We start from the raw sequence: 19273 nt of genomic DNA, 5'->3' as shown, positions 1-19273 counted from the left end.
GCTGCGTCAACCCCGCTGGCTCAGCGCGGCGTAGACCGGCTTGTAGCGCGCCACGCTGGCGCGCCAGTTGCGTTCCGTTTCCACGTAATTGCGTCCGCTGGCGCGCAGCGCGGCCCAGCGCTGCGGCTCGGCCAGCAGCGCCAGCACCTTCTGCGCCAGCGCCTGCGGATCGCCGGCGCGGAACAGCACCCCGGTCTCGCCGTCGATAATCAGCTCCTTGTGGCCGCCCACGTCGGACGCGGCCAGCAGCCTGCCCTGCGCCATGGCTTCGAGCGGCTTGAGCGGCGTGACCAGGTCGGTCAGCCGCATTTTCAGGCGCGGATACACCAGCACGTCGATCAGGTCATAGTAGCGCTGCACTTCGCTGTGCGGCACGCGCCCGGTGAACACCACCTGGCCGGATATGCCCAGCGCCTCGGCCTGCGCCTTGAGCGCGGCGTCCTGCGGGCCGCCGCCCACCAGCAGCACGCGGATGTCCGGATTGGCCGCCAGCATGGCCGGCACGGCCTGCAGCAGCACGTCCAGCCCCTCGTAGGCGTAGAAGGAGCCGATGAAGCCCAGCACCACCTTGCCGTCCATGCCCAGCGACGCGGCCAGCGCGGCATCGCGCTGCCCGCCTATGCTGAAGTCCTCGATGTTGACGGCGTTCGGTATCACGGTCAGCTTCTGCGCCGGGATGCCGCGCGTGATGATTTCGCCGCGCAGGCCTTCGCAGATGGTGGTGGCCGCGTCCACCCGCTTGAGCGCATAGGTTTCCATGGCGCGCGTGAAGCGGTAGCGCATGCCCCATTCGCTGGCCGTGCCGTGGTCCACCGCCGCGTCCTCCCAGAAGGCGCGGATCTCGTACACCACGGGGATGCCCAGCTTCTTGCCCACCCTGAGCGCCGCCACCGCGTTCAGCGCCGGCGAATGCGCGTGCAGGATGTCCGGCCGCACCTGGCGCGCCACCTCCAGCAGGCGCGCGGCCAGCGTGTCGATCACGGCCAGCTGGCTGAACACCGGCAGGCGCGCCAGCATGCCGGTGGACGGCGCGGTGCGGTAGAACTCCAGCCCGTCCACGCTTTCCTTGGCGGGGCCGGCGGCGCCCTGCTTGGAACTGGTGATGTGGCAGGTTTCCCAGCCCAGCGCGCGCTGCTGCTGCAGGATGGAGCGGGTGCGGAAGGTGTAGCCGCTGTGCAGCGGAATGGAATGGTCCAGCACATGCAGGATGCGCAGCGGTGCGCCGTCGGCGGCGGCCGTGGCGGTGGTGGTGGTAGCTTGGTTCACAGTTGCATTCATGGTTAAGCCGCCATTTCCTTGCGCAGGAAGGCCTCGAACATCAGCACGGTCCAGATGGAGGCGCTGTAGTCGCGGCGGCCGGACTGGTGGTGTTCCACCAGCTCGTGCAGGAAGGCTTTGTTGAAGATGCCGGTGTCGGCCAGCAGGGGGCCGAGCAGCGCGTCGCGCACGCGCTGGGCCAGCGGTCCGCGGAACCAGGCCGCCAGCGGCACGGAGAAGCCCATCTTCTTGCGGTACAGGATGTCGTGCGGCAGATGGGCCTCCAGGCTTTTCTTGAACACGTATTTGCCCTCGCTGCCGCGCAGCTTCATGTCGGACGGCAGGCCGGAGATCCATTCCACCAGCTGGTGGTCCAGCAGCGGCACGCGCACTTCCAGCGCATGCGCCATCGAGGCGCGGTCCACCTTGGTCAGGATGTCGCCCGGCAGATAGGTCTTCATGTCGATGTACTGTATCAGCGACAGCGGATCGTCGGTCGGCGACTTGGCCGCGTGGCCGCGCATCACGTCGATGGCGCGGTAGCCTTGCAGGCCGGCGCGGAAGCCGGGGCTGAACAGCTTGTCGCGCATGGCGTCCGACATCACCGTCACGCCGTGGAAATAGCCTTCCACCGTGTCGCGCGCCAGCGCCTCGAAGGTGGTCTTGGCGCGGAACACGCGCGGCGCCCAGTCGGCCTTGGGATACAGGCGGCCCAGCGTGCCGAACACCGGCTTGCGCAGACTGAGCGGAATGCGGCCGCGCACGTTCTGCTCGGCCATGGCGTAGCGGTAGCGGCGGTAGCCGGCCAGGTTCTCGTCGCCGCCGTCGCCCGACAGCGCCACCGTGACGCGCTTGCGCGCCAGCTGGCACACGCGGTAGGTCGGAATCGCCGAGCTGTCGGCGAAGGGCTCGTCGTACAGGTGGGCCAGGGTGTCGATCAGGCCGTAGTCGTCGGTGTCCACGGTCTCGGTGTAGTGGTCGGTCTTGTACTGCGCGGCCACCATGGAGGCGTATTCGGATTCGTCGTAGGCCTTGTCGTTGAAGGCGATCGAGCAGGTGTGCACCGGGCCTTCATTCAGGCCGGCCATCATGGCCACCACCGCGCTCGAGTCCACGCCGCCGGACAGGAAGGCGCCCAGCGGCACCTCGGCCACCAGGCGTATCTTCACCGCTTCGCGGATGCGGGTCAGCAGCTCTTCCTGCGCGTCCTGCTCCGACATGGCGCCGTGCAGCTTGAACGGCACGTCCCAGAACTGCTTGGGCACGGCCTGCGGCGCGCCCACTTTCTGCAGCAGCGTGAAGCCGGGCGAGAGCTTGAGCGCGCCCTTGAAGATGGTCTTCGGCTCCGGCACGTAGCCGTAGGCGAAATAATCCTCCACCGCCTGCGGGTCGATCTCGCGGTTCAGCTGCGGCAGGGTGCGCAGCGCTTTCAGCTCGGAGCTGAAGGCGAAGAAGCCGTCCGGCAGCATGGCGTAGTACAGCGGCTTGACGCCCATGCGGTCGCGGCCCAGGAACATCACCTGCTGGTTGCGGTCCCACAGGCCGAAGGCAAACATGCCGCGGAAGCGGTGCACGCAGGCCTCGCCCCACTCCTCCCACGCGTGCACGATCACTTCGGTGTCGCAGCGGGTGCGGAAGGTGTGGCCTAGGGCTTTCAGCTCCTCGGTCAGCTCGCGGTAGTTGTAGATCTCGCCGTTGTAGCAGACCATCACGCTGCCGTCCTCGTTGCCGAGCGGCTGCAGGCCGGCCGCCACGTCGATCACCGACAGGCGGCGGTGGCCGAAGCCCACGCCCGGCTCGATGTACAGGTCGGCCTCGTCGGGGCCGCGATGGTGCTGTGTTTCGTTCATGCGCGACAGCAGCGCGCGGTCGATTTCGCGCGTGCCGCGCGTATCAAAGATTCCGACTATTCCACACATGATGTCCCGCGCTTTCCCAGTTTCAGTATTTATTTATGCCGATTCGCATCGAGCGCGGCATCCACCCGCGCCAGGTTCTCCGCCAGGAAGGCGCGCATGGCGGCGCGCGCCACTTCCGGCTTCTCCTCGTAGGGCGAGAAGACCATGACGGCGGCGCCGTCGTCGCTGCCCTGGAGCGCCTTCTGCTTCACCTGCAGCACCTTGCCCAGATAGTCGTTGGCGGTGTAGCGCCCGTCCACCCAGTACCAGTTCCACACCAGCATGCGGCTGCCGGCGCCGGACAGCGTGCTTTCGCGCACGGCCAGCACGCGCCCGCCCAGGTTTTCCTCGCGCAGCTCGGACGCCACGCTGCGCCAGTTCGGGTCTTTTTCCGCCGCCATGCGGTTCACCGAGCTGATCAGCTTGGTGTTGTGGTCCTGCTTGCGGTAGTAGAGCAGATTCAGGCCGACCGGATGGCCGGCTTGGCCGGCGTAGAACTGCTGCAGCTCGGCATTGGCGGCCGGGTAGCTCGGCTTCCACTGCGCGAACGGCGCGGCCGGCTGCCAGGTGCTGGCGAAGCCGGACAGGCTGGCCGGCGCCGCCGCGCTTTCGCGCTGCTCCAGCCAGGCCGCATAGGCCGGCCAGGCGCCCACGCATACGGCGATCGCCAGCAGGGCGGCGGCGAAGCTGCGCATGGGCGCATTGCCCGCCGAGGCGGCCGCTTCGGCGGCGGCGCGGTCCGGCGCGGCCTGCTCGTCGGCCGGCGCGTCCTCGCGCCACAGGCTGCCCAGCCAGAACAGCAAGAACATCACCAGGCCGAAAAACAGCCAGCCGTAGATCAGGTGGTCGACGCCGACCGCCAGCGTCATGCCGCTCAGATGGCCCAGCATGACAATCATATAGGCGCGCAGGCCGTTGGCGACAATCGGCACCAGCATGGAGGCTACGATGAACAGCGCGCGCCGCCGGGTGCTGCGGAAAGTGAGGTAGGCGTACAGGCAGCCCAGCGTGATGGAGGCGATCAGGTAGCGCACGCCGCTGCATGCTTCCACCACCGACCAGTTGCCGGTCGGGATGGAGAAGCTGGTGCCGTCGCGCAGCACCGGGATGCCGGTGGCACGCAGCGCCCACACCGTGAAGTCGGCGGTGACGCCGATCAGCGGATTGATGAAGACGTCGCCGAAGGGCACGGCAAACAGCACGAAGGCCAGCGGGAAGGCCAGCGCCCAGGCGATGCGTTTGCCCAGCAGCGCCAGGACCACCAGCGGCAGCATCGCGACGAAGGCGTAATGGCGCACGATCTGCACGTCGCCGAATTCGCCCAGCAGCCAGGCGGCCCCGCAGGCGGCCAGCGCCAGCAGCGCGGGCCAGCAGGGCGCGGCGCTCAGCTGCGCGATGGCGGCGCGGCGCTGCCAAGCCAGCCACAGGCTGATGGGCAGGATCACGTAGCCGTGGGTGAAGGTGCCGGAGCTGTCCCAGATCTCGACGATGGAGCGCGCCGTGGAAAAATAGGCGAGCACGGGTAGCAGCAGCGCCGCCACGGCCAGCAGCAGCAAGGCCTTCTGGCTCTTGCCGGCCTTGGGTGCAGGGCCGGGAGGGGATGCGGTTGCAGATGCAGGTGCGGATGCGGGCGCGCCGGCATCGGCCGCTGGCAGGGAACTGGATGTCATGCTTCTTTCCTCACGGGGCGGCCGGCCTCCAGCAGGGCGCAGACCTGGGCCAGATGGCTGTTCCAGCCATACAGGTGTTCGACGGTGGCGCGCGCGGCGCGGCCGATGGCGGCATCGGGCTGGTCCAGCGCGGCGTTGACGGTGGCGATGAAGGCCGGCGCATCGGCCGCCAGCAGCAGCGAGCGGCCCGGTTCGGCCTCGATGCCCTCCAGCGCCTGCGGCGACACCACCACGGTGCGCGCCATGGCCATCGCTTCCAATACTTTGTTCTGGATGCCGCGCGCGATGCGCAGCGGCGCCACGCACAGCGCGGCGTGCGCCACATAGGGCCGCACGTCCGGCACGGTGCCGGTGACCACCACGCCGGGCAAGCCGGCCAGTTCCTGCACCTCGGACGCGGGCCGCGCGCCGACGATGTAGAACACCGCCTGCGGATGGCGCGCGCGCACCGCCGGCAGCACGTCCCGCGCGAACCAGGTCACGGCGTCGATATTCGGCCAGTAGTCCATGGCGCCGGTGAACACCAGCGGCAGCTCCTGCGCCGTATACGGATGGTCATGCGGCTGGCCCTGCGGGCCTTCGGGCGAAAAATAGGCCGTGTCCACGCCGTTGCTGAAGTGGCCGGTGCGCGCCGCGCTCTCCGGCGCCAGCGTACGAAACAGCTCAGCCTCGGGCGCGGACACGAACAGCGCCGCGTCGCACTCCAGCGCCACGCGGCGCTCGTAGGCCAGCAGCTGGCGCGCCTCGTGCGCGTACAGCATGCTCATGGGCCAGGACTTCTTCTCGGCGTACTGGCGCCACTTGTCGGAATCGACGTCGACGAAATCGACCACCCGGGTGGCGTCCGGATAGGCCTCGGCGTACTGCGCCATGGCCGACGAGAACACCACGATGCGCGTGATGCCCTCGCGCCGCACGGTCTCGTCCACCCAGCGCCGCAGGCCGGCGTCGCGGTAGTAGTCCAGCGACAGCGAACGGTTGCCCAGCAGCGCGCCCAGGCTGCGCACGCGCGCCTTCTTTGGATTCAGTGGCGCGAAGTGCGCGCTGGCCGTCATGGCCTGCAGGCGCGGCACGTGCTGCCAGTCGTCCTGGTCGTCCACAAAGGTGGCCAGGTGCACGCGGTAATGTTCGGCCAGGTGTTTCAGCAAATGGTAGGAGCGGATCTTGTCGCCCTTGTTGGGCGGGTACGGTATCCGGTGCACCAGCAGCAGCAAGTTGTCCATGGCGCTATCCCAGGCTGCGGACGATGTGCGGCCCAAGCAGATTGGCCAGCGGCAGCGGCAGTCGCTTCCACAGCTTGATGAACAGCTGGTACTTGGGATTGAGCGGATTGTTGTCCGGAAGCTCGGTAGCCGCGTGCATCTGGTACTCGTAGGCGAGCGGCGTGGCGGTGAAGCCCCAGTTCTTCTTGAAGTCGTAGGCGCCGGTGCCGATCTTGCTGCGGCCGAAGTCGAACAGGCGCACGCCGCGTTCGACCGACGCTTCCATCAGGTTCCAGTACATGAAGTCGTTGCCGGCCACGTCGCGCGCGATGGGCATGCTGCCGCCGTAGTAGGGCAGCACTTCGTCGCGCCAGAAGAAGCTCATCACGCCGGCCACCGGCTCGCCGTCCTTGACGATGATGCGGATTTCGCACTGCTCGCCGAACAGCTCCTTGATCAGCGCGAAGTATTTTTTCGGGAACACCGGCGTGCCCAGGCGCAGCACGCTGGTGGCGTAGATGTGGAAGAAACGGTCCACGGTCTGGTCGATTTCCGCCGCGAGGCCGCACTTGATGCCCTTGCGTACCATGGCGCGCTGCTTGCGCGGGATGGCGTTCATGTTTTCTTCGTGGTTCTCGCTGATGGCCTTGCGGAAGGTGACGTACAAGTCCTTCACGTGCCAGCCCGGCTTGCCGGTCGGCTCGATGTTGCGGTATTCCAGGTGGCCCGCGCCGAGGTCATCGGCCAGCTTGCTCGCGGCCGCGTCCAGCATGGCGCGCGCGCCGTCGTTCAGCGCCACCACGCCGCCGTGCACGCAGAACGGCAGGGAACTGAGCGAGTGGCCGAACAGGCGGCTCTTGATTTCGCACAGGCCCAGGATGCCCTGGATCCGGCCGTCCTGCTCCACGTAGTAGAACCAGGTCTTGTGGCCGTAGCAGCGCTGTATCAGCGTCTGCCAGGCGGCCAGGTGGAAAAAGGTGGCCTGCGGCGCGGCGCGCACGAAGGCGTCCCAGCGGCCGTGGTCGGCCGGCGTGAGCAGCTTCAGGGTGGCCACGGCAGGCGCCGCATCGACGACGGAGCTCATGCCTTGCCCAGGAAAATGCGGTCCATACGGTCCCACGCGAAGTCGCGCGTGAGCGCCTGGATGCGGCCGTCCATGCGCGCCAGGTTGACATAGTGGCGGAAGCGCGTCTTCAGGTTGATGCCGTCCGGACGGGGCTGGCCGGGGTCGATCTCCCAAGGGTGGAAGTAGAAGATCGCGGGCTGGCCGTCGTCCTGGTTCACCTTGCGCATCATCCAGCGCGACAGCGAATACGGCAGCAGACGGAAATAGCCGCCGCCGCCGGCCGGCAGGTTGCGCGCGCCCATGCGCACGGTGGTGATGGGCACTTCCAGAAGGCCGCCGGCGTTTTCCGGATGCCAGGCGAAGCGCGGCGCGTCCGGCATGCCGTAGTGGTCGTGCTGCACCGGGTAGATGCTGGAACTGTAGCGGTAGCCCGCCTCGCTCAGCGCGTCCAGCGCCCACAGGTTGCCGTGGCCGATGGAGAAGCTGGGCGCGCGGTAGCCCAGCACGGCCTGGCCGCCCAGGTCTTCCAGGATGGCCTTGCTGCTGCTGATGTCCTGCATGAAGGCGGCGCGGTCCTGGTCGGAGGCGCGCAGGTGGCCGTAGCCGTGGCTGGCCAGCTCATGGCCGCCGGCCACGATGCGCTTGACCATGGCCGGATAGCGCTCGGCGATCCAGCCCAGCGTGAAGAAGGTGGCGTGCACATTGCCCGCCTCCAGGATGGCCAGGATGCGGTCGATATTCGCTTCGACGCGGCACTCGCGCTCGGGCCAGCTGTCGCGCGCGATATAGGGCGCGAAGGCGGAGACCTGGAAGTAGTCTTCCACGTCGATGGTCATGGCGTTGCGGATGGCGCTGCCGGGTACGGCCGGATGGTTCATGATGTCTGGCATCCGTTCTGCATCCAGGCCTGCAGCGCGGCGGCGATGCGCACGGCGGCCTGGCCGTCCCAGAAGCGCGGCACGCGGCCGGCCTTGCCGCCGCCGCCCATCACTTCCTCGTAGATGGCGAGGATGCGGGCCGGATCCTGTCCGGCGATGGTGTTGGTGCCCTGCTCCACGGTGATGGGGCGTTCGGTATTGTTGCGCAGGGTGATGCAGGGCACGCCCAGCGCGGTGGTCTCTTCCTGGATGCCGCCGGAATCGGTCAGCACCACGCGCGCCTGCTTCATCAGTCCCAGCATCTCCAGGTAGCCCATGGGCGGCAGCAGCAGCACGTTGGGGCCTTCCACCAGGTGGTTCAGGCCGGCCTTCTCTATCATGCCGCGCGTGCGCGGATGCAGCGGGAAGATCACCGGCGTGCGCCGGGCAATGGCGGCCGCCGTTTCCAGCAGCGTGCGCAGCACGGCCGGGTCGTCCACATTGGACGGACGGTGCAGGGTCAGCACGGCGTAGCCTTGGGCGCCGTCGGCCAGGCCGGGACGGCCCGCGTCGGCAACGATGGTGGCGGCCGGAATGGCGCGCGGCAGGTTGCGCACCAGCGTGTCGATCATCACATTGCCGACGAACTGGATGCGGTGCGCCGCCACGCCTTCGCGCAGCAGGTTTTCCTCGCCGCTTTCCTCGGTGGTGAACAGCAGGTCCGAGATCTGGTCGGTCAGCACGCGGTTGATTTCTTCCGGCATGGCGCGGTCGAAGCTGCGCAGGCCCGCCTCCACGTGGATCACCGGCACGCCCTTCTTGGCCGCCACCAGCGCGCAGGCGATGGTGGAGTTGACGTCGCCCACCACCAGCACGGCGGTCGGCTGCACCTCGTCCAGCGCGGGCTCGAACTTCTTCATCACCTCGGCGGTCTGCTGCGCGTGGCTGCCGGAGCCGACTTCCAGGTTGATGTCCGGCGACGGAATGCCCAGCGCTTCGAAGTACTGGTGGTTCATGGCCACGTCGTAGTGCTGGCCGGTGTGCACCAGCTTGACGTCGACGTGCGGGCGCAGCGCGGACAGCGCCGCCATGATGGGCGCCATCTTCATGAAATTGGGCCGGGCGCCCACTACGCACAGGATGCGGAAAGCGGAACTCATTCTATATTGTCCTGTTTGGCATTGTTGTTGGCCGTGGCGGGGGCCGGCGCGGCGACGATTTTCTTCAGTATATTGAGCACGGACACCACGGATTTCTCCAGGCGCATCATGCGCTCGTCCATGCCGTCCGGGTAGGCGGCGTTGACGGCGGCCATGTCGGCCTCGTCCACCACCACCTTGGCCGGACCGGCCGGCTCCTGGAACTCGGTGGCGATGTCCTTGACCACCTCTTCGACGTGCTCGCCGGTGAATTCATGCAGCTCTTCGAGGAAACCCATCAGCAGCAGGCGGTCGCACAGCGCGTTGGTCATGCGCGGAATGCCGCCGCTGTAGGCGTAGATGCCGGCGTGCGCCTCGGGCGTGAAGGCCGGGTCGTTGTTCCAGCCCACCGTGTGCAGGCGGTGTTCGATATAGGCCTGGGTTTCCTGCGCGTCCATCGGCCCCAGGTGGTAGGTGGCGATCACGCGCTGGCGCAGCTGCTGCATGTCCTGGCTGTGCAGCGTGGCGCGGAACTCCGGCTGGCCCAGCAGGAAAGTCTGCAGCAGCGACTTGTCGTCGGTCTGGAAGTTCGACAGCATGCGCAGCTCTTCCACCGTGCGCGGCGTGAGGTTCTGCGCCTCGTCCACCACCAGCAGCGCGCGGCGGCCCTGCTGGTCGCAGGCGCGCAGGAAGGCTTCGAGCCGCGTCAGCAGCGTGCTCTTGCTGGCGTCCTCGCTGGGCAGGCCGAAGGCCGACAGCACCATGCGCAGCGTGTCTTCCGAATTGAGCGCGGTGTTGACGATGTGCGCCGCCACGATCTGCTGCGACGACAGGGTGTTGAGCATATTGCGCACCAGCGTGGTCTTGCCCGCCCCCACTTCGCCGGTGATGACGATAAAGCCCTCGCCCTGCGACAGGCCGTACTCCAGGTAAGCCATGGCCCGCTTGTGGCCCTTGCTGCCGAAGAAGAAATGCGGATCCGGCCGCAGCCGGAACGGTTTGGCGCTAAGGCCGTAGTAACTTTCGTACATCCTTGCCAGACTCCACTAGAACTGCTTGCTCAAGGACGCCGATATGGCGTTCTCGGTGTAGTCGCGTCCGGCGACCGCGGTGGCTCCCTTGGTACGGCGCAGCTCCAGATTGCCGTTCAGCTTGCGGGCGAACTGGCGCGTCAGGTTCAGCCGCACGGAGCGGTTGTTGTCGCGGCGGGCCAGCGACAGGGATTCGGAGCGGTTGTAGTTGGCCGACAGGTTCATGCTGGTGAACGGCGATATGCGCCAGTTGTAGGTGGCGGTGCCGCCGCTCTGGCGCGTATTGTCGTTCAGCGCGCTGGAGCTGCCGCCCAGCAGGCCGGCGTCCACGTCCAGCAGCGACAGGCCGCTGCGGCGCGAGCTGGTCAGGGCCAGGATCAGCGTGCTGCGCACGCCGTTGAAGGCGGCCGTGGCCTGCAGCTGCTTCTGCAGCATGTAGCGGTTGCTCAGGTAGTTGATGCTGTTGGCCAGCGTCGGCGGCAGCCCGGCCGCGATGATGTAGGCCTCCACCGCCTGGCGGCGCGCCACCGGATCGGGAATCTGGGCCTGGAACAGCTGGTCCAGCATGGACGCCGTGTTGACGGCGGACGGCAGCTGGAACTGCGCGCGCGTGGTGGTCACCGCGTCGCTGTAGTTCAGGCTCCAGACGCTGAGCCTGGTGCGGTGCGAGGCGGCCAGGAAGTAGCTGTCGCCGAAGTAGCGCTTGCCCACGTTGAGCTGGACCGAGGTGCGGTTGCTGGGGCGCCAGCTGCCGCCCACCGACCAGTTCGCGCCCTTGGTCACGCCGCCGGGCGACTGGTAGTCGTAGCTGTCGTAGCCGCCCGTCACGGTCAGGGTCAGCTGCGGCGAATACAGGTAGTTCAGCGTGCCCATCATATTCTGGCTGCTGGAGCTTTGCGAGATCGTGTCCTGCAGGTTCTGGCGCATGTAGTACAGGTTCCAGCCTATGGTGCGGTAGGCCGGGCCGCTGGCCAGGTTGACCGAGAACTGGTCGCTGGTGCTGCTGCCGAAGTTGAGCTGGTCGGAACTGACCTTGTCGCGCGCGTAGCGCACTTCGGCGCTGGCCTGCTCGCCGAAGCGGTGCAGCAGATAGGGGCTGACGCGCCAGGTCTTGACCTCGCTGGTCAGGCCCGGGGCGAAGGGGTTGGACGGATTGACGGTGGCCGACGGGCCGAAGGCGGACACGCCCTGCTCGCTGATGCTGGCGGTGCTGTCCAGGAACAGCTTCTCGCTGATCAGCTTGGCGTGCAGCTGGGCCTGCAGATTCTGGTGGCCGCTGTTGGCGGCCTGGCCGTCCGGTCCGCGCACGTCGTTGTCGGCGTACTTGTAGAAATTCTTGGTGTAGTTCAGGCTGAAGTCCACGCGCGGGCCGTGGTTGCGCACCACCAGGCCGGGCGTGGCCTCGGAAATGAACTGGCCCTGCTCCAGGCCCTTGGGGGCCAGCACCACGTTGTCGGACCAGGTTTCGCGCAGGCTCAGGCTGGGCGTCACGCTCCAGTCGGCGCGGCTGGGTTGCGCCAGCGCCAGCGCCGCCAGGCCCACCGCCGCCGCCAAGGCTTTGCGGCGCGGTTTAGCCATAGTGATAATCATAGGTTTCAGTGCCGGGGAATTCGCGGGTCTTGTTGTAGATCAGGTTAACATTGCTCAGGCCCTCGAGCTGGGACAGCGCTTCCTTGACCGCGTGCTGCGTGGTGCGCTCGGCTTCCACCACCACCACGATCTGGCCCATGTGGGCCGCCAGCACATGCGCTTCGCTGGTCAGCAGCAGCGGCGGCGAGTCGAAGATGACGATACGGTCCGGATAGCGGTTGGCGATCTCGTAGACCAAGGTGGTCATGGTCTGGCTGGCCAGCAGTTCGGTGGCGCGCGGGTTGCTGGTGCCGGCCGGCAGCAGGGTCAGCGTGTCGACGTTGGTGCGCAGCATCACGTCGGCCATGTCGATCTTCTCGTCCAGCAGCAAGTCCATCAGGCCGCGCTGGGCCGGCAGGCCCAGGGTGCGCAGCACCGACGGGCGCGCCACGTCGGCGTCCACCAGCAGCACCGTGTGGTCCAGCTCCATGGCGATGCTCATGGCCAGGTTGATCGAGCAGAAGGTCTTGCCTTCTCCCGGCAGCGAACTGGTGATCATGATCAGGTTGCCCGGCTTTTCGTCGGGCGGGCGCGGACCGAAGGCGCGCTTGATCAGCGGGCGCTTGATGACGCGGAAGTCCTCCACCAGCGTGGTGCGGCCGCCGGCGGCGGTAACCAGGCCGATGTCCTGCATATGCTTGAGGTCCAGCTCCACCCGGCGCGGACCGCGGCGCTGCGCACCGCCGTCGGCTTCAGCGGGGGCGGCCTGGCCATAGTCGGCCGGCGCGGCAGCGGGGGCCGCCACGGCGGCGGCGGCGACGGTCGCGGCGGCAGCCTCGACGGGCGCGGCGGCCATGGCGGCGGCCACCGCGGCCGCGTGCCCGGCGTCGGCCACCGGCGGCGCGCTCTCGGCGGCGTGCGCGTCCGGCTGCGTGGTCTCGGTTTCAGCGCCGGCCGGCGCGTCCTTCGGATGCTCTATGCGGCTGGCCGCGCGTTCAATAATGCTCATCGGATTCCCCGTGAATCGGTCAGGTAGGTTTTATCAGCAAGGCGGCCATCACGCCGCCGTAGGCGGTGAACAGCACGGCCACGGCGGCGCTGAAGGCGTACAGGCGGCGCCGGCGGCGGATTTTCTGCTGGTCGGTCCAGTTCATGCTGATGGTGCCCAGGATAGGGAAACCGGTGGCGCTGCGCAGCGAGGCCTGGCTGACAAAGGTCGGGCGGATCTGGCTCATCAGCAGCGCCACGCCCAGGCCCAGCGCCAGCGCGGCGCCGAACACCACGGACATCAGGCGCGGCCGGTTCGGACCGATAGGCGCGTTGGACGCGGTGGGCGGATCGATCACGCGGAAACTCAGCATGTCGGTGGCCGAGGTCAGGTCGCCGGACAGGCGGGCCGCTTCGCGGCGCTCCACCAGCTTGCCGTAGTTTTCCTTGTTGACCTGGTAGTCGCGGTTCAGCTGGGACAGCTGGGCCTCCACTTCCGGCGCCGCCGTGCTCTGGCTGCGCAAGCGCCCCAGGCGCGCATTGTATTCATCCACGCGCGCCTTGAGCGAGGCCACGCGCGCCTCCTCCACCGACAAGGCCACATTCATCTGCTGCATCATGGGGCTGTAGTTGATGCCGGGATCGGCGCTGCGCACCCGCTTCTTGGCTTCTTCCTTCTTGCGCTGCTGCAGCTGGCCCAGCAGGCGCTTGTTGGACACGATGTCCGGATGCTCCTCGGTGAACTGCAGGCGCAGCGCGTCCAGGCTCTTCTCGACCGCCTGGATGCGGCCGTCCAGCTCGGGGTTGATGCTGTCATCCTGCTGCGGCGCGGCCTGGGTCAGCGGGGCCGGCTCCTCGCCGCCCATCTGGCGCTTGATGGCGTTGCGGGCCTGCTCGGCCTCGGCCAGCTCCAGGCGCGCCTGGCTCAGCTTGTCGGCCATGTCGGCCAGCGTGGTGCTGTAGTCGGCGCCCTGGCGCGGCAGCAAGCCCATGTTCTGGATCTTGAAGTCCTTCAGCGCGTTTTCGCCGGCGGCCAGCTTTTCCTCGTAGCTCTTGATCTGCTCCTCGATGAACTGCACCGCCTTGTCCGACTCCTGCTTCTTGCCGCCGAAGCTGCCCTCGACGAAGATGGTCAGCAGCGACTGCACGATCTGCTTGCCCAGCTTGGGATTCGGGTTGTTATACGAGATGGTGTAGATGTCGTCGCGCTCGGTGCCGGTGACCTTGATCTGCGCGGTCAGCTCGTCGACCAGCTTCTCGTGCTCCTGCACCGACTTGGTCTTGATGTCCAGGTCGACCATGCGCATGACGGTTTCGACGTTGGGCCGGCTGATCAGCGTGCGGCGCATGAACTGCACCTGCTGCTCGACGTTGGGCACGGTGGTCATGCCCGACAGCAAGGGCCGCAATATGCTCTGGGTGTCGACATAGACGCGCGCCGACGCCTGGTAATCGTCCGGCAGCTTGTACACCACTGCCCAGCCGACCACCGCTACCACCCAGGAAATGGCCACGGCGTACCAGCGGTACTTGCCGATGGCTTTTAGAAAGGTTAAGAGCAGTGCCTGTAATTCCGCCATATCGTCTATCTCGCCTATGAATTGGTGCGCGCTTTGAACTTGCTTAAAATGCATCAATCGCAACTATGATACATGAGTTTGCAAGCCATGTTACTACTAAATGGCGGCAGCTCCGCCCCTCTGATGCAGCCGTGGACAGCCCGTGTCGCGTATTTAACTCTGTGAAATAATTATTTCCAAAGATGCAAGCATAATTGTGACACATGCGCGTTGATATTTGTTGTGCGAAAGACAGCTAATTCCCGCAAAAATCTGCTATCGTTGTTGCGCCGAGACTACAAGCACCGCTATGCATTTCCGCCTGTCACTAATATTGCTTTTCAGCATGCTCTGCGGCGGTGCCGCCGCCGCCGACCTGCCCGCCGTGATTGCGGCCGTCAAGCCCTCGGTGGTGGGCATCGGCAGCTACCAGCGCCTGCGCAGCCCCTCCACCGTCTTCAACGGCACCGGGGTGGTGCTGGGCGACGGCCTGAGCGTGATCACCAACGCCCACGTGGTGCCCGACTTCGCCGACAGCGAGCAAACCCTGGGCGTGCTGGTGGCCGGCGAAGGCACGGCCTTCACCTTCCGCCCGGCCACCGTGGCGGCCATCGACAAGGAACACGACCTGGCCCACCTGCGCCTGAGCGGCGCGCCGCTGCCGGCGCTGCGCCTGGGCGACTCGGGCACGCTGCGCGAGGGGCGCGACCTGGCCTTCACCGGCTTCCCGCTGGGCATGGTGCTGGGCCTGCACCACGCCACCCACCGCGCCACGCTGGCCGCCGTCACGCCCATCATCCTGCCCTCGGCCAGCGCGCGCCAGCTGGACGCGCGCGCGGTGGCGGCGCTGCAGCGCCCGCCCTTCAACATCTTCCAGCTCGACGGCACCGCCTATCCGGGCAACAGCGGCAGCCCGGTGTACGACCCGGCCGACGGCGTCGTCTACGCCATCATCAATATGGTGTTTGTCAAGGGCCTGAAGGAAACCGCGATCACCGCCCCCAGCGGCATCACCTACGCGATTCCGGGGCGTTACGTGCAGGAATTGTTGCAAAGAAAAGTGCCAGAATAAAAATATTCCCCCTGCCCCGGCTCCCGCCAGCGGGGGCTGGTATACAATTGGGCATGCAAAAATGCTACATAAAATGCCATGCATATTGCCTAGAAGAATTTCACCCTAACAAGAGGACATGCACGTGAATACTCCCCTGATGAAATGGCTGGCCTGCGGCGCGCTGGCGCTGGGCGCGCTGACCCTGGGCGGCTGCGCCACCAAGCAGGTGCTGCCGCAAGAGGCGGCGCCGGCCACCGACTACCTGATCGGCCCGGGCGACAACCTGAGCATCGTGGTGTGGCGTAATCCGGAAGTGTCCCAGGGCGTGCCGGTGCGGCCGGACGGCAAGATCACCACCCCGCTGGTGGAAGACCTGCAGGCCAGCGGCAAGACCTCGACCGAACTGGCGCGCGACATTGAAAAAGCGCTGTCCAAATTCATCCAGCAGCCGGTGGTGACGGTCATCGTGACCGGCTTTGTCGGCGTGTACAGCGAGCAGATCAAGGTGATCGGCCAGGCCGCGCGGCCGCAGGCGCTGCCCTACCGCCGCGACATGTCGCTGCTGGACGTGATGATCGCCGTCGGCGGCGTCACCGACTTCGCCGCCGGCAACCGCGCCATCCTGCTGCGCACCGTGGACGGCAAGCAGCAGAAGCTGACCGTGCGCCTGAACGACCTGATCAAGGACGGCGACATCTCGGCCAACCTGCCGATGCGCCCGGGCGATGTGCTGGTGGTGCCGGAGAGCTACTTCTAAACAATGTCGAGAATTCTTACAGTTTTTGCGCTAGACTAATCTAGTGAGCAAAAGATGCGCAGAAAGTTCCGCTAAGTCCTTGATTTTTATCAAGGCTCCTGCGCCCTGCACGGATGGGAACGAATATTGCTTCGTTTCCATTCATCACTAAAGATTACGGCCACCGGCCGAGCGCTAACCGAGGATACAGACGTGGCCAACCAAGACCAGCACGACGGGGACAACGGCACCCCGCAGCTGCCCCCCGCAGCCCCCAGCACGGCCGTCGATGGCGCTGCCAAGCCGGCCTTCGCCGGCGCCGCGCGCCGCCGCTTCGCCACCAAGGGCGCGGCGGCTGTCGGCGCCATCCTGACCGTCAAGAGCCAGCCCGGCATGGCGTGCAGCATCTGCCATTCGCCGTCCGGCTTCGCGTCCGGCAACCTGAACAGCCACAACCCGCACGTGGTGGTGTGCCAGGGCCTGTCGCCCGGCTACTGGAAGACCCACACCAGCGCCTGGCATAGCAGCTGCGTCAGCACCACCAAGTTCAACAAGAAGTTCAACTGCTCGACCACCAGCGGCTTCTACGGCAAGGAGATGCAGTTCTTGCTGGACCACCAGAGCTACGACCAGGACAACGTCGCCATGCATTGCATCGCGGCCTACCAGAACGCGCTCAAGGGCTACACCTCCTTCCTCAAGCCGGACCGCGTGCAGGCGATCTGGAACGAGTATTGGCGCACCGGCGGCTCCGGGCGGGGCTACTACACCCCCATGGCCGGCAAAAAATGGTATGGCGCGGAAATCGTCGAGTACCTCAAAGGCACCATGGACTGACACGGGCCGTATGCTGACTGAAGCCGTTTTGCCATGTGGCGCCTGAGGCCGGGCCAGCGGCTGCGTAGCCGCAGCTGGGACGGCGAGGACTTTGTGCTCTATAACAACCTGTCGGGCGATACCCATCTGCTCGACGCCGCCGCCATCGAAATCCTGAGCGCGCTGCAGCGCGGCGCGGCCACCACGGCCGGGCTGGCGGCCGCCTTGCAGATAGCCGACGGCGCCCCCGCCGAGCCGGACCAGCTGGCCGAACTGGAGGAGTTGCTCGGCCAGCTGCGCGCCATGGCCCTGGTCGACACGCAAGCCGCCTCCGCATGCTGAGCCCGCAGACGACCGTGTCCTCGCTGGCGCCGGCCGAGCTGGCGCGGCGCCTGGCGCGCGGCGGCATCGTGCTGCAGACCGGCGCCTACACCACCCACCTCGAAAGCAGCGTGCCCAGCGTGGCGCAAGGACTGGCCCTGCTGTACGGCGGCTACGCGCTGCGCGGCGCGGACGCCTTTGCCGACTTCCACCTGCGCGTGGTGCAGCCGGCCGGCCTGCGGCGCTGGTGGCGGCCGCAAGTGATGCTGATGCACAACGGCGCCAGCATGTTCAAGCCGCTGCCGCTGGCGCAAGCCTTCCCCATGTTCGAATGGGGCTTGAACTGGTGCGTGTCGAGCCGCGCGCACGACTGCCTGATCGTCCACGCGGCGGTGCTGGAACGCCACGGCCGCGCGCTGATCCTGCCGGCCCCGCCCGGCTCGGGCAAGAGCACCCTGTGCGCGGCGCTGGCGCACCGCGGCTGGCGTTTGCTGTCGGACGAACTGGCGCTGATACAGCTGGCCGACGGCCGGCTGCAGCCGCTGCCGCGCCCCATCAGCCTGAAGAACGCCTCCATCCCGCTGATGCAGCGCTACCTGGCGGCGGATGGCGCCGTGTTCAGCCCGCCCGTGGCCGACACCGTCAAAGGCACGGTGGCGCATCTGCAGGCGCCGCCCGCCAGCGTGGCGCGCAGCGCCGAGACCGCCGCGCCGGGCTGGATCGTGTTCCCGCGCTACCAGGCCGGCGCCGCCACCGAGCTGGCGCCGCTGCCGAAAGCCGGCACCGTGCTGCGCGTGGCGGAAAACTCCTTCAACTACAGCCTGCTGGCCGAGCGCGGCTTCGACGCCCTGGCCGGCCTGGTGGACGCCGCGCACTGCCACAGCTTCGTGTACAGCCAGCTGGACGAGGCGGTCGCGCTGTTCGAGCGCCTGGCGCAGCAGCCATGAGCGGCGCCGCCCTGTCCGCCCCCGCCACCGCCTCGGCGCCGCCCGGCGTGCCGCTGGCCGTGCTGGCCTTCCGCCAGCCGGCGCTGCTGGCCGGCTTCAGCGAGGCCGAGTGGAATGTGCTGCTGCGCCAGTGCGCCAGCGCCAATCTGCAGCCGCGCCTGTACTACCTGCTGCGCGAACGCGGCGAACTCGAGCGCATACCGGCGCCGGCCCGGCGCCATCTCGACTGGTCGCGCACGGTGGCCGAGCGGCACAGCCAGGCGGTGCGCTGGGAAGTGGCGCAGATCCAGCAGGCGCTGGCCGGCCTGGACGCGCCGCTGATACTGCTCAAGGGCGCGGCCTATGCGCTGGCCGGGCTGCCGCCGGCCAGCGGCCGGCTGTTCTCGGACATCGACATCCTGGTGCCCAGGGAAAAACTGGACGACGCCGAGGCGGCGCTGATGCTGCACGGCTGGGCCAGCACCCACCTGGACGCCTACGACCAGCGCTACTACCGCGAGTGGATGCACGAGCTGCCGCCGATGGAGCACGTCAAGCGCCGCACCGCCATCGATGTGCACCACGCCATCCTGCCGCTGACGGCGCCGGTCCACCCCGACCCGGCCCAGCTGCGCGCGTCCGCGCGCGCCATTCCCGGCCAGCCCGGCCTGCATGTGCTGGCGCCGCCCGACCTGGTGCTGCACAGCGCCACGCATTTATTCTTCGACGGCGAACTGGAGCACGGCCTGCGCGACCTGGTGGACCTGGACGGCCTGCTGCGCCACTACGGCGGCCAGCCCGGCTTCTGGGACGCGCTGCGCGCGCACGCGGCGCGTTTGCAGCTGCAGCGTCCGCTGTTCTACGCGCTGCGCTACACGGCGCTGCTGCTGCACACGCCGCTGCCGCCGGAGGCCCACGCCGCCGCCGCAGAAGGCCGTCCCGGCGCGCCGCTGCTGCGGCTGATGGACGCGCTGTACCGCCGCGCCCTGCTGCCGGTCCACGCCAGCTGCGGCGACGCCTACACGCCGGCCGCCCGCTTTGCGCTCTACATCCGCGCCAACTGGCTGCGCATGCCGCCGCTGCTGCTGGCGCGCCACCTGTTCCACAAAGCTTTCCTCTCGCCCAAAGACAAAGATCAGGCCGAACAGCCCTGACTGCTCTACAATTAAGCATCGTCGGGCAGCG

17 protein-coding genes are annotated in these 19273 nt (G+C 67.5%); 6 read left to right on the top strand and 11 right to left on the bottom strand.

Annotated elements, in window-relative coordinates:
* Positions 1-6 precede the first annotated feature (6 nt).
* From KT882_RS03005 to KT882_RS02955, 11 genes are all read right to left on the bottom strand, one after another.
* Positions 7-1215: a TIGR04063 family PEP-CTERM/XrtA system glycosyltransferase gene (locus KT882_RS03005; RefSeq protein ID WP_161075004.1), complete on the bottom strand. Its 1209-nt coding sequence runs from the start codon at positions 1213-1215 to the stop codon at positions 7-9.
* A 65-nt stretch (positions 1216-1280) separates the two neighbouring features.
* Positions 1281-3176, bottom strand: coding sequence for an XrtA/PEP-CTERM system amidotransferase (locus KT882_RS03000; protein WP_228894364.1), 1896 nt, complete (start codon positions 3174-3176; stop codon positions 1281-1283).
* 29 nt (positions 3177-3205) lie between these two features.
* The gene (gene xrtA, locus KT882_RS02995) at positions 3206-4825 is read right to left on the bottom strand and encodes an exosortase A (protein WP_228894363.1); all 1620 of its coding nucleotides are present in this window, start codon (positions 4823-4825) and stop codon (positions 3206-3208) included.
* Positions 4822-6048: a TIGR03087 family PEP-CTERM/XrtA system glycosyltransferase gene (locus KT882_RS02990; RefSeq protein WP_228894362.1), complete on the bottom strand. Its 1227-nt coding sequence runs from the start codon at positions 6046-6048 to the stop codon at positions 4822-4824. Before KT882_RS02990 ends, xrtA begins: the two co-directional genes overlap by 4 nt.
* Positions 6049-6052: 4 nt before the next feature.
* The gene (locus tag KT882_RS02985; protein ID WP_228894361.1) at positions 6053-7111 is read right to left on the bottom strand and encodes a FemAB family XrtA/PEP-CTERM system-associated protein; all 1059 of its coding nucleotides are present in this window, start codon (positions 7109-7111) and stop codon (positions 6053-6055) included.
* A complete protein-coding gene (locus KT882_RS02980) occupies positions 7108-7983 on the bottom strand; it encodes an XrtA system polysaccharide deacetylase (RefSeq protein ID WP_228894360.1) in 876 nt (291 codons plus the stop codon). The genes KT882_RS02985 and KT882_RS02980 overlap by 4 nt, the downstream gene beginning before the upstream one ends.
* Positions 7968-9110 (bottom strand): non-hydrolyzing UDP-N-acetylglucosamine 2-epimerase, encoded by a 1143-nt coding sequence (wecB, locus tag KT882_RS02975; protein ID WP_228894359.1) that lies wholly within the window; start codon positions 9108-9110, stop codon positions 7968-7970. Before wecB ends, KT882_RS02980 begins: the two co-directional genes overlap by 16 nt.
* Complete coding sequence (locus KT882_RS02970; RefSeq protein WP_161074967.1) at positions 9107-10120, bottom strand: XrtA/PEP-CTERM system-associated ATPase; 1014 nt, start codon at positions 10118-10120, stop codon at positions 9107-9109. Before KT882_RS02970 ends, wecB begins: the two co-directional genes overlap by 4 nt.
* A gap of 15 nt (positions 10121-10135) precedes the next feature.
* Positions 10136-11698 (bottom strand): TIGR03016 family PEP-CTERM system-associated outer membrane protein, encoded by a 1563-nt coding sequence (locus KT882_RS02965; RefSeq protein WP_228894357.1) that lies wholly within the window; start codon positions 11696-11698, stop codon positions 10136-10138.
* Entirely contained in the window at positions 11691-12698 is a 1008-nt protein-coding gene (locus KT882_RS02960) for an XrtA-associated tyrosine autokinase (RefSeq protein ID WP_228894356.1), read from the bottom strand. The genes KT882_RS02965 and KT882_RS02960 overlap by 8 nt, the downstream gene beginning before the upstream one ends.
* 19 nt (positions 12699-12717) lie before the next feature.
* On the bottom strand, positions 12718-14256 hold the full coding sequence (locus KT882_RS02955) for an XrtA system polysaccharide chain length determinant (protein ID WP_228894355.1): 1539 nt from the start codon (positions 14254-14256) through the stop codon (positions 12718-12720).
* A gap of 325 nt (positions 14257-14581) precedes the next feature.
* On the opposite strand from KT882_RS02955, the gene KT882_RS02950 reads away from it, so the two are divergent.
* From KT882_RS02950 to KT882_RS02925, 6 genes are all read left to right on the top strand, one after another.
* Entirely contained in the window at positions 14582-15307 is a 726-nt protein-coding gene (locus KT882_RS02950) for a S1 family peptidase (protein ID WP_161075499.1), read from the top strand.
* 139 nt (positions 15308-15446) lie between these two features.
* Positions 15447-16046 carry an XrtA/PEP-CTERM system exopolysaccharide export protein gene (locus tag KT882_RS02945; protein ID WP_407682041.1) on the top strand — a complete coding sequence of 200 codons (600 nt, stop codon included), beginning with the start codon at positions 15447-15449 and terminating at the stop codon, positions 16044-16046.
* A gap of 192 nt (positions 16047-16238) precedes the next feature.
* Positions 16239-16862, top strand: coding sequence for a hypothetical protein (locus KT882_RS02940; protein ID WP_228894353.1), 624 nt, complete (start codon positions 16239-16241; stop codon positions 16860-16862).
* 33 nt (positions 16863-16895) lie between these two features.
* Positions 16896-17183, top strand: coding sequence for an HPr-rel-A system PqqD family peptide chaperone (locus KT882_RS02935; protein ID WP_228894352.1), 288 nt, complete (start codon positions 16896-16898; stop codon positions 17181-17183).
* Entirely contained in the window at positions 17177-18109 is a 933-nt protein-coding gene (locus KT882_RS02930; protein ID WP_228894351.1) for an HprK-related kinase A, read from the top strand. Before KT882_RS02935 ends, KT882_RS02930 begins: the two co-directional genes overlap by 7 nt.
* Complete coding sequence (locus tag KT882_RS02925) at positions 18106-19242, top strand: nucleotidyltransferase domain-containing protein (RefSeq protein ID WP_161075494.1); 1137 nt, start codon at positions 18106-18108, stop codon at positions 19240-19242. The genes KT882_RS02930 and KT882_RS02925 overlap by 4 nt, the downstream gene beginning before the upstream one ends.
* The last annotated feature ends 31 nt before the right edge of the window (positions 19243-19273 follow it).

This window comes from Pseudoduganella aquatica, from assembly GCF_020865585.1.
GTDB lineage: Bacteria > Pseudomonadota > Gammaproteobacteria > Burkholderiales > Burkholderiaceae_D > Rugamonas > Rugamonas aquatica_A.
The sequence above is the reverse complement of the archived record's forward strand: the minus strand, read 5'-3'. Positions and strand labels throughout refer to the sequence as shown.

What these genes read in the sequence shown, in the direction of transcription:
- KT882_RS03000 (WP_228894364.1), bottom strand. Translation starts at nt 3,176, where the DNA reads ATGTGTGGAATAGTCGGAATCTTTGATACGCGCGGCACGCGCGAAATC.
- KT882_RS02945 (WP_407682041.1), top strand. Translation starts at nt 15,447, where the DNA reads ATGAAATGGCTGGCCTGCGGCGCGCTGGCGCTGGGCGCGCTGACCCTG.
- KT882_RS02960 (WP_228894356.1), bottom strand. Translation starts at nt 12,698, where the DNA reads ATGAGCATTATTGAACGCGCGGCCAGCCGCATAGAGCATCCGAAGGAC.
- KT882_RS02990 (WP_228894362.1), bottom strand. Translation starts at nt 6,048, where the DNA reads ATGGACAACTTGCTGCTGCTGGTGCACCGGATACCGTACCCGCCCAAC.
- KT882_RS02955 (WP_228894355.1), bottom strand. Translation starts at nt 14,256, where the DNA reads ATGGCGGAATTACAGGCACTGCTCTTAACCTTTCTAAAAGCCATCGGC.
- KT882_RS02930 (WP_228894351.1), top strand. Translation starts at nt 17,177, where the DNA reads ATGCTGAGCCCGCAGACGACCGTGTCCTCGCTGGCGCCGGCCGAGCTG.
- xrtA (WP_228894363.1), bottom strand. Translation starts at nt 4,825, where the DNA reads ATGACATCCAGTTCCCTGCCAGCGGCCGATGCCGGCGCGCCCGCATCC.
- KT882_RS02935 (WP_228894352.1), top strand. Translation starts at nt 16,896, where the DNA reads ATGTGGCGCCTGAGGCCGGGCCAGCGGCTGCGTAGCCGCAGCTGGGAC.
- KT882_RS02980 (WP_228894360.1), bottom strand. Translation starts at nt 7,983, where the DNA reads ATGCCAGACATCATGAACCATCCGGCCGTACCCGGCAGCGCCATCCGC.
- KT882_RS02925 (WP_161075494.1), top strand. Translation starts at nt 18,106, where the DNA reads ATGAGCGGCGCCGCCCTGTCCGCCCCCGCCACCGCCTCGGCGCCGCCC.
- KT882_RS02965 (WP_228894357.1), bottom strand. Translation starts at nt 11,698, where the DNA reads ATGGCTAAACCGCGCCGCAAAGCCTTGGCGGCGGCGGTGGGCCTGGCG.
- KT882_RS02950 (WP_161075499.1), top strand. Translation starts at nt 14,582, where the DNA reads ATGCTCTGCGGCGGTGCCGCCGCCGCCGACCTGCCCGCCGTGATTGCG.
- KT882_RS02985 (WP_228894361.1), bottom strand. Translation starts at nt 7,111, where the DNA reads ATGAGCTCCGTCGTCGATGCGGCGCCTGCCGTGGCCACCCTGAAGCTG.
- KT882_RS02970 (WP_161074967.1), bottom strand. Translation starts at nt 10,120, where the DNA reads ATGTACGAAAGTTACTACGGCCTTAGCGCCAAACCGTTCCGGCTGCGG.
- wecB (WP_228894359.1), bottom strand. Translation starts at nt 9,110, where the DNA reads ATGAGTTCCGCTTTCCGCATCCTGTGCGTAGTGGGCGCCCGGCCCAAT.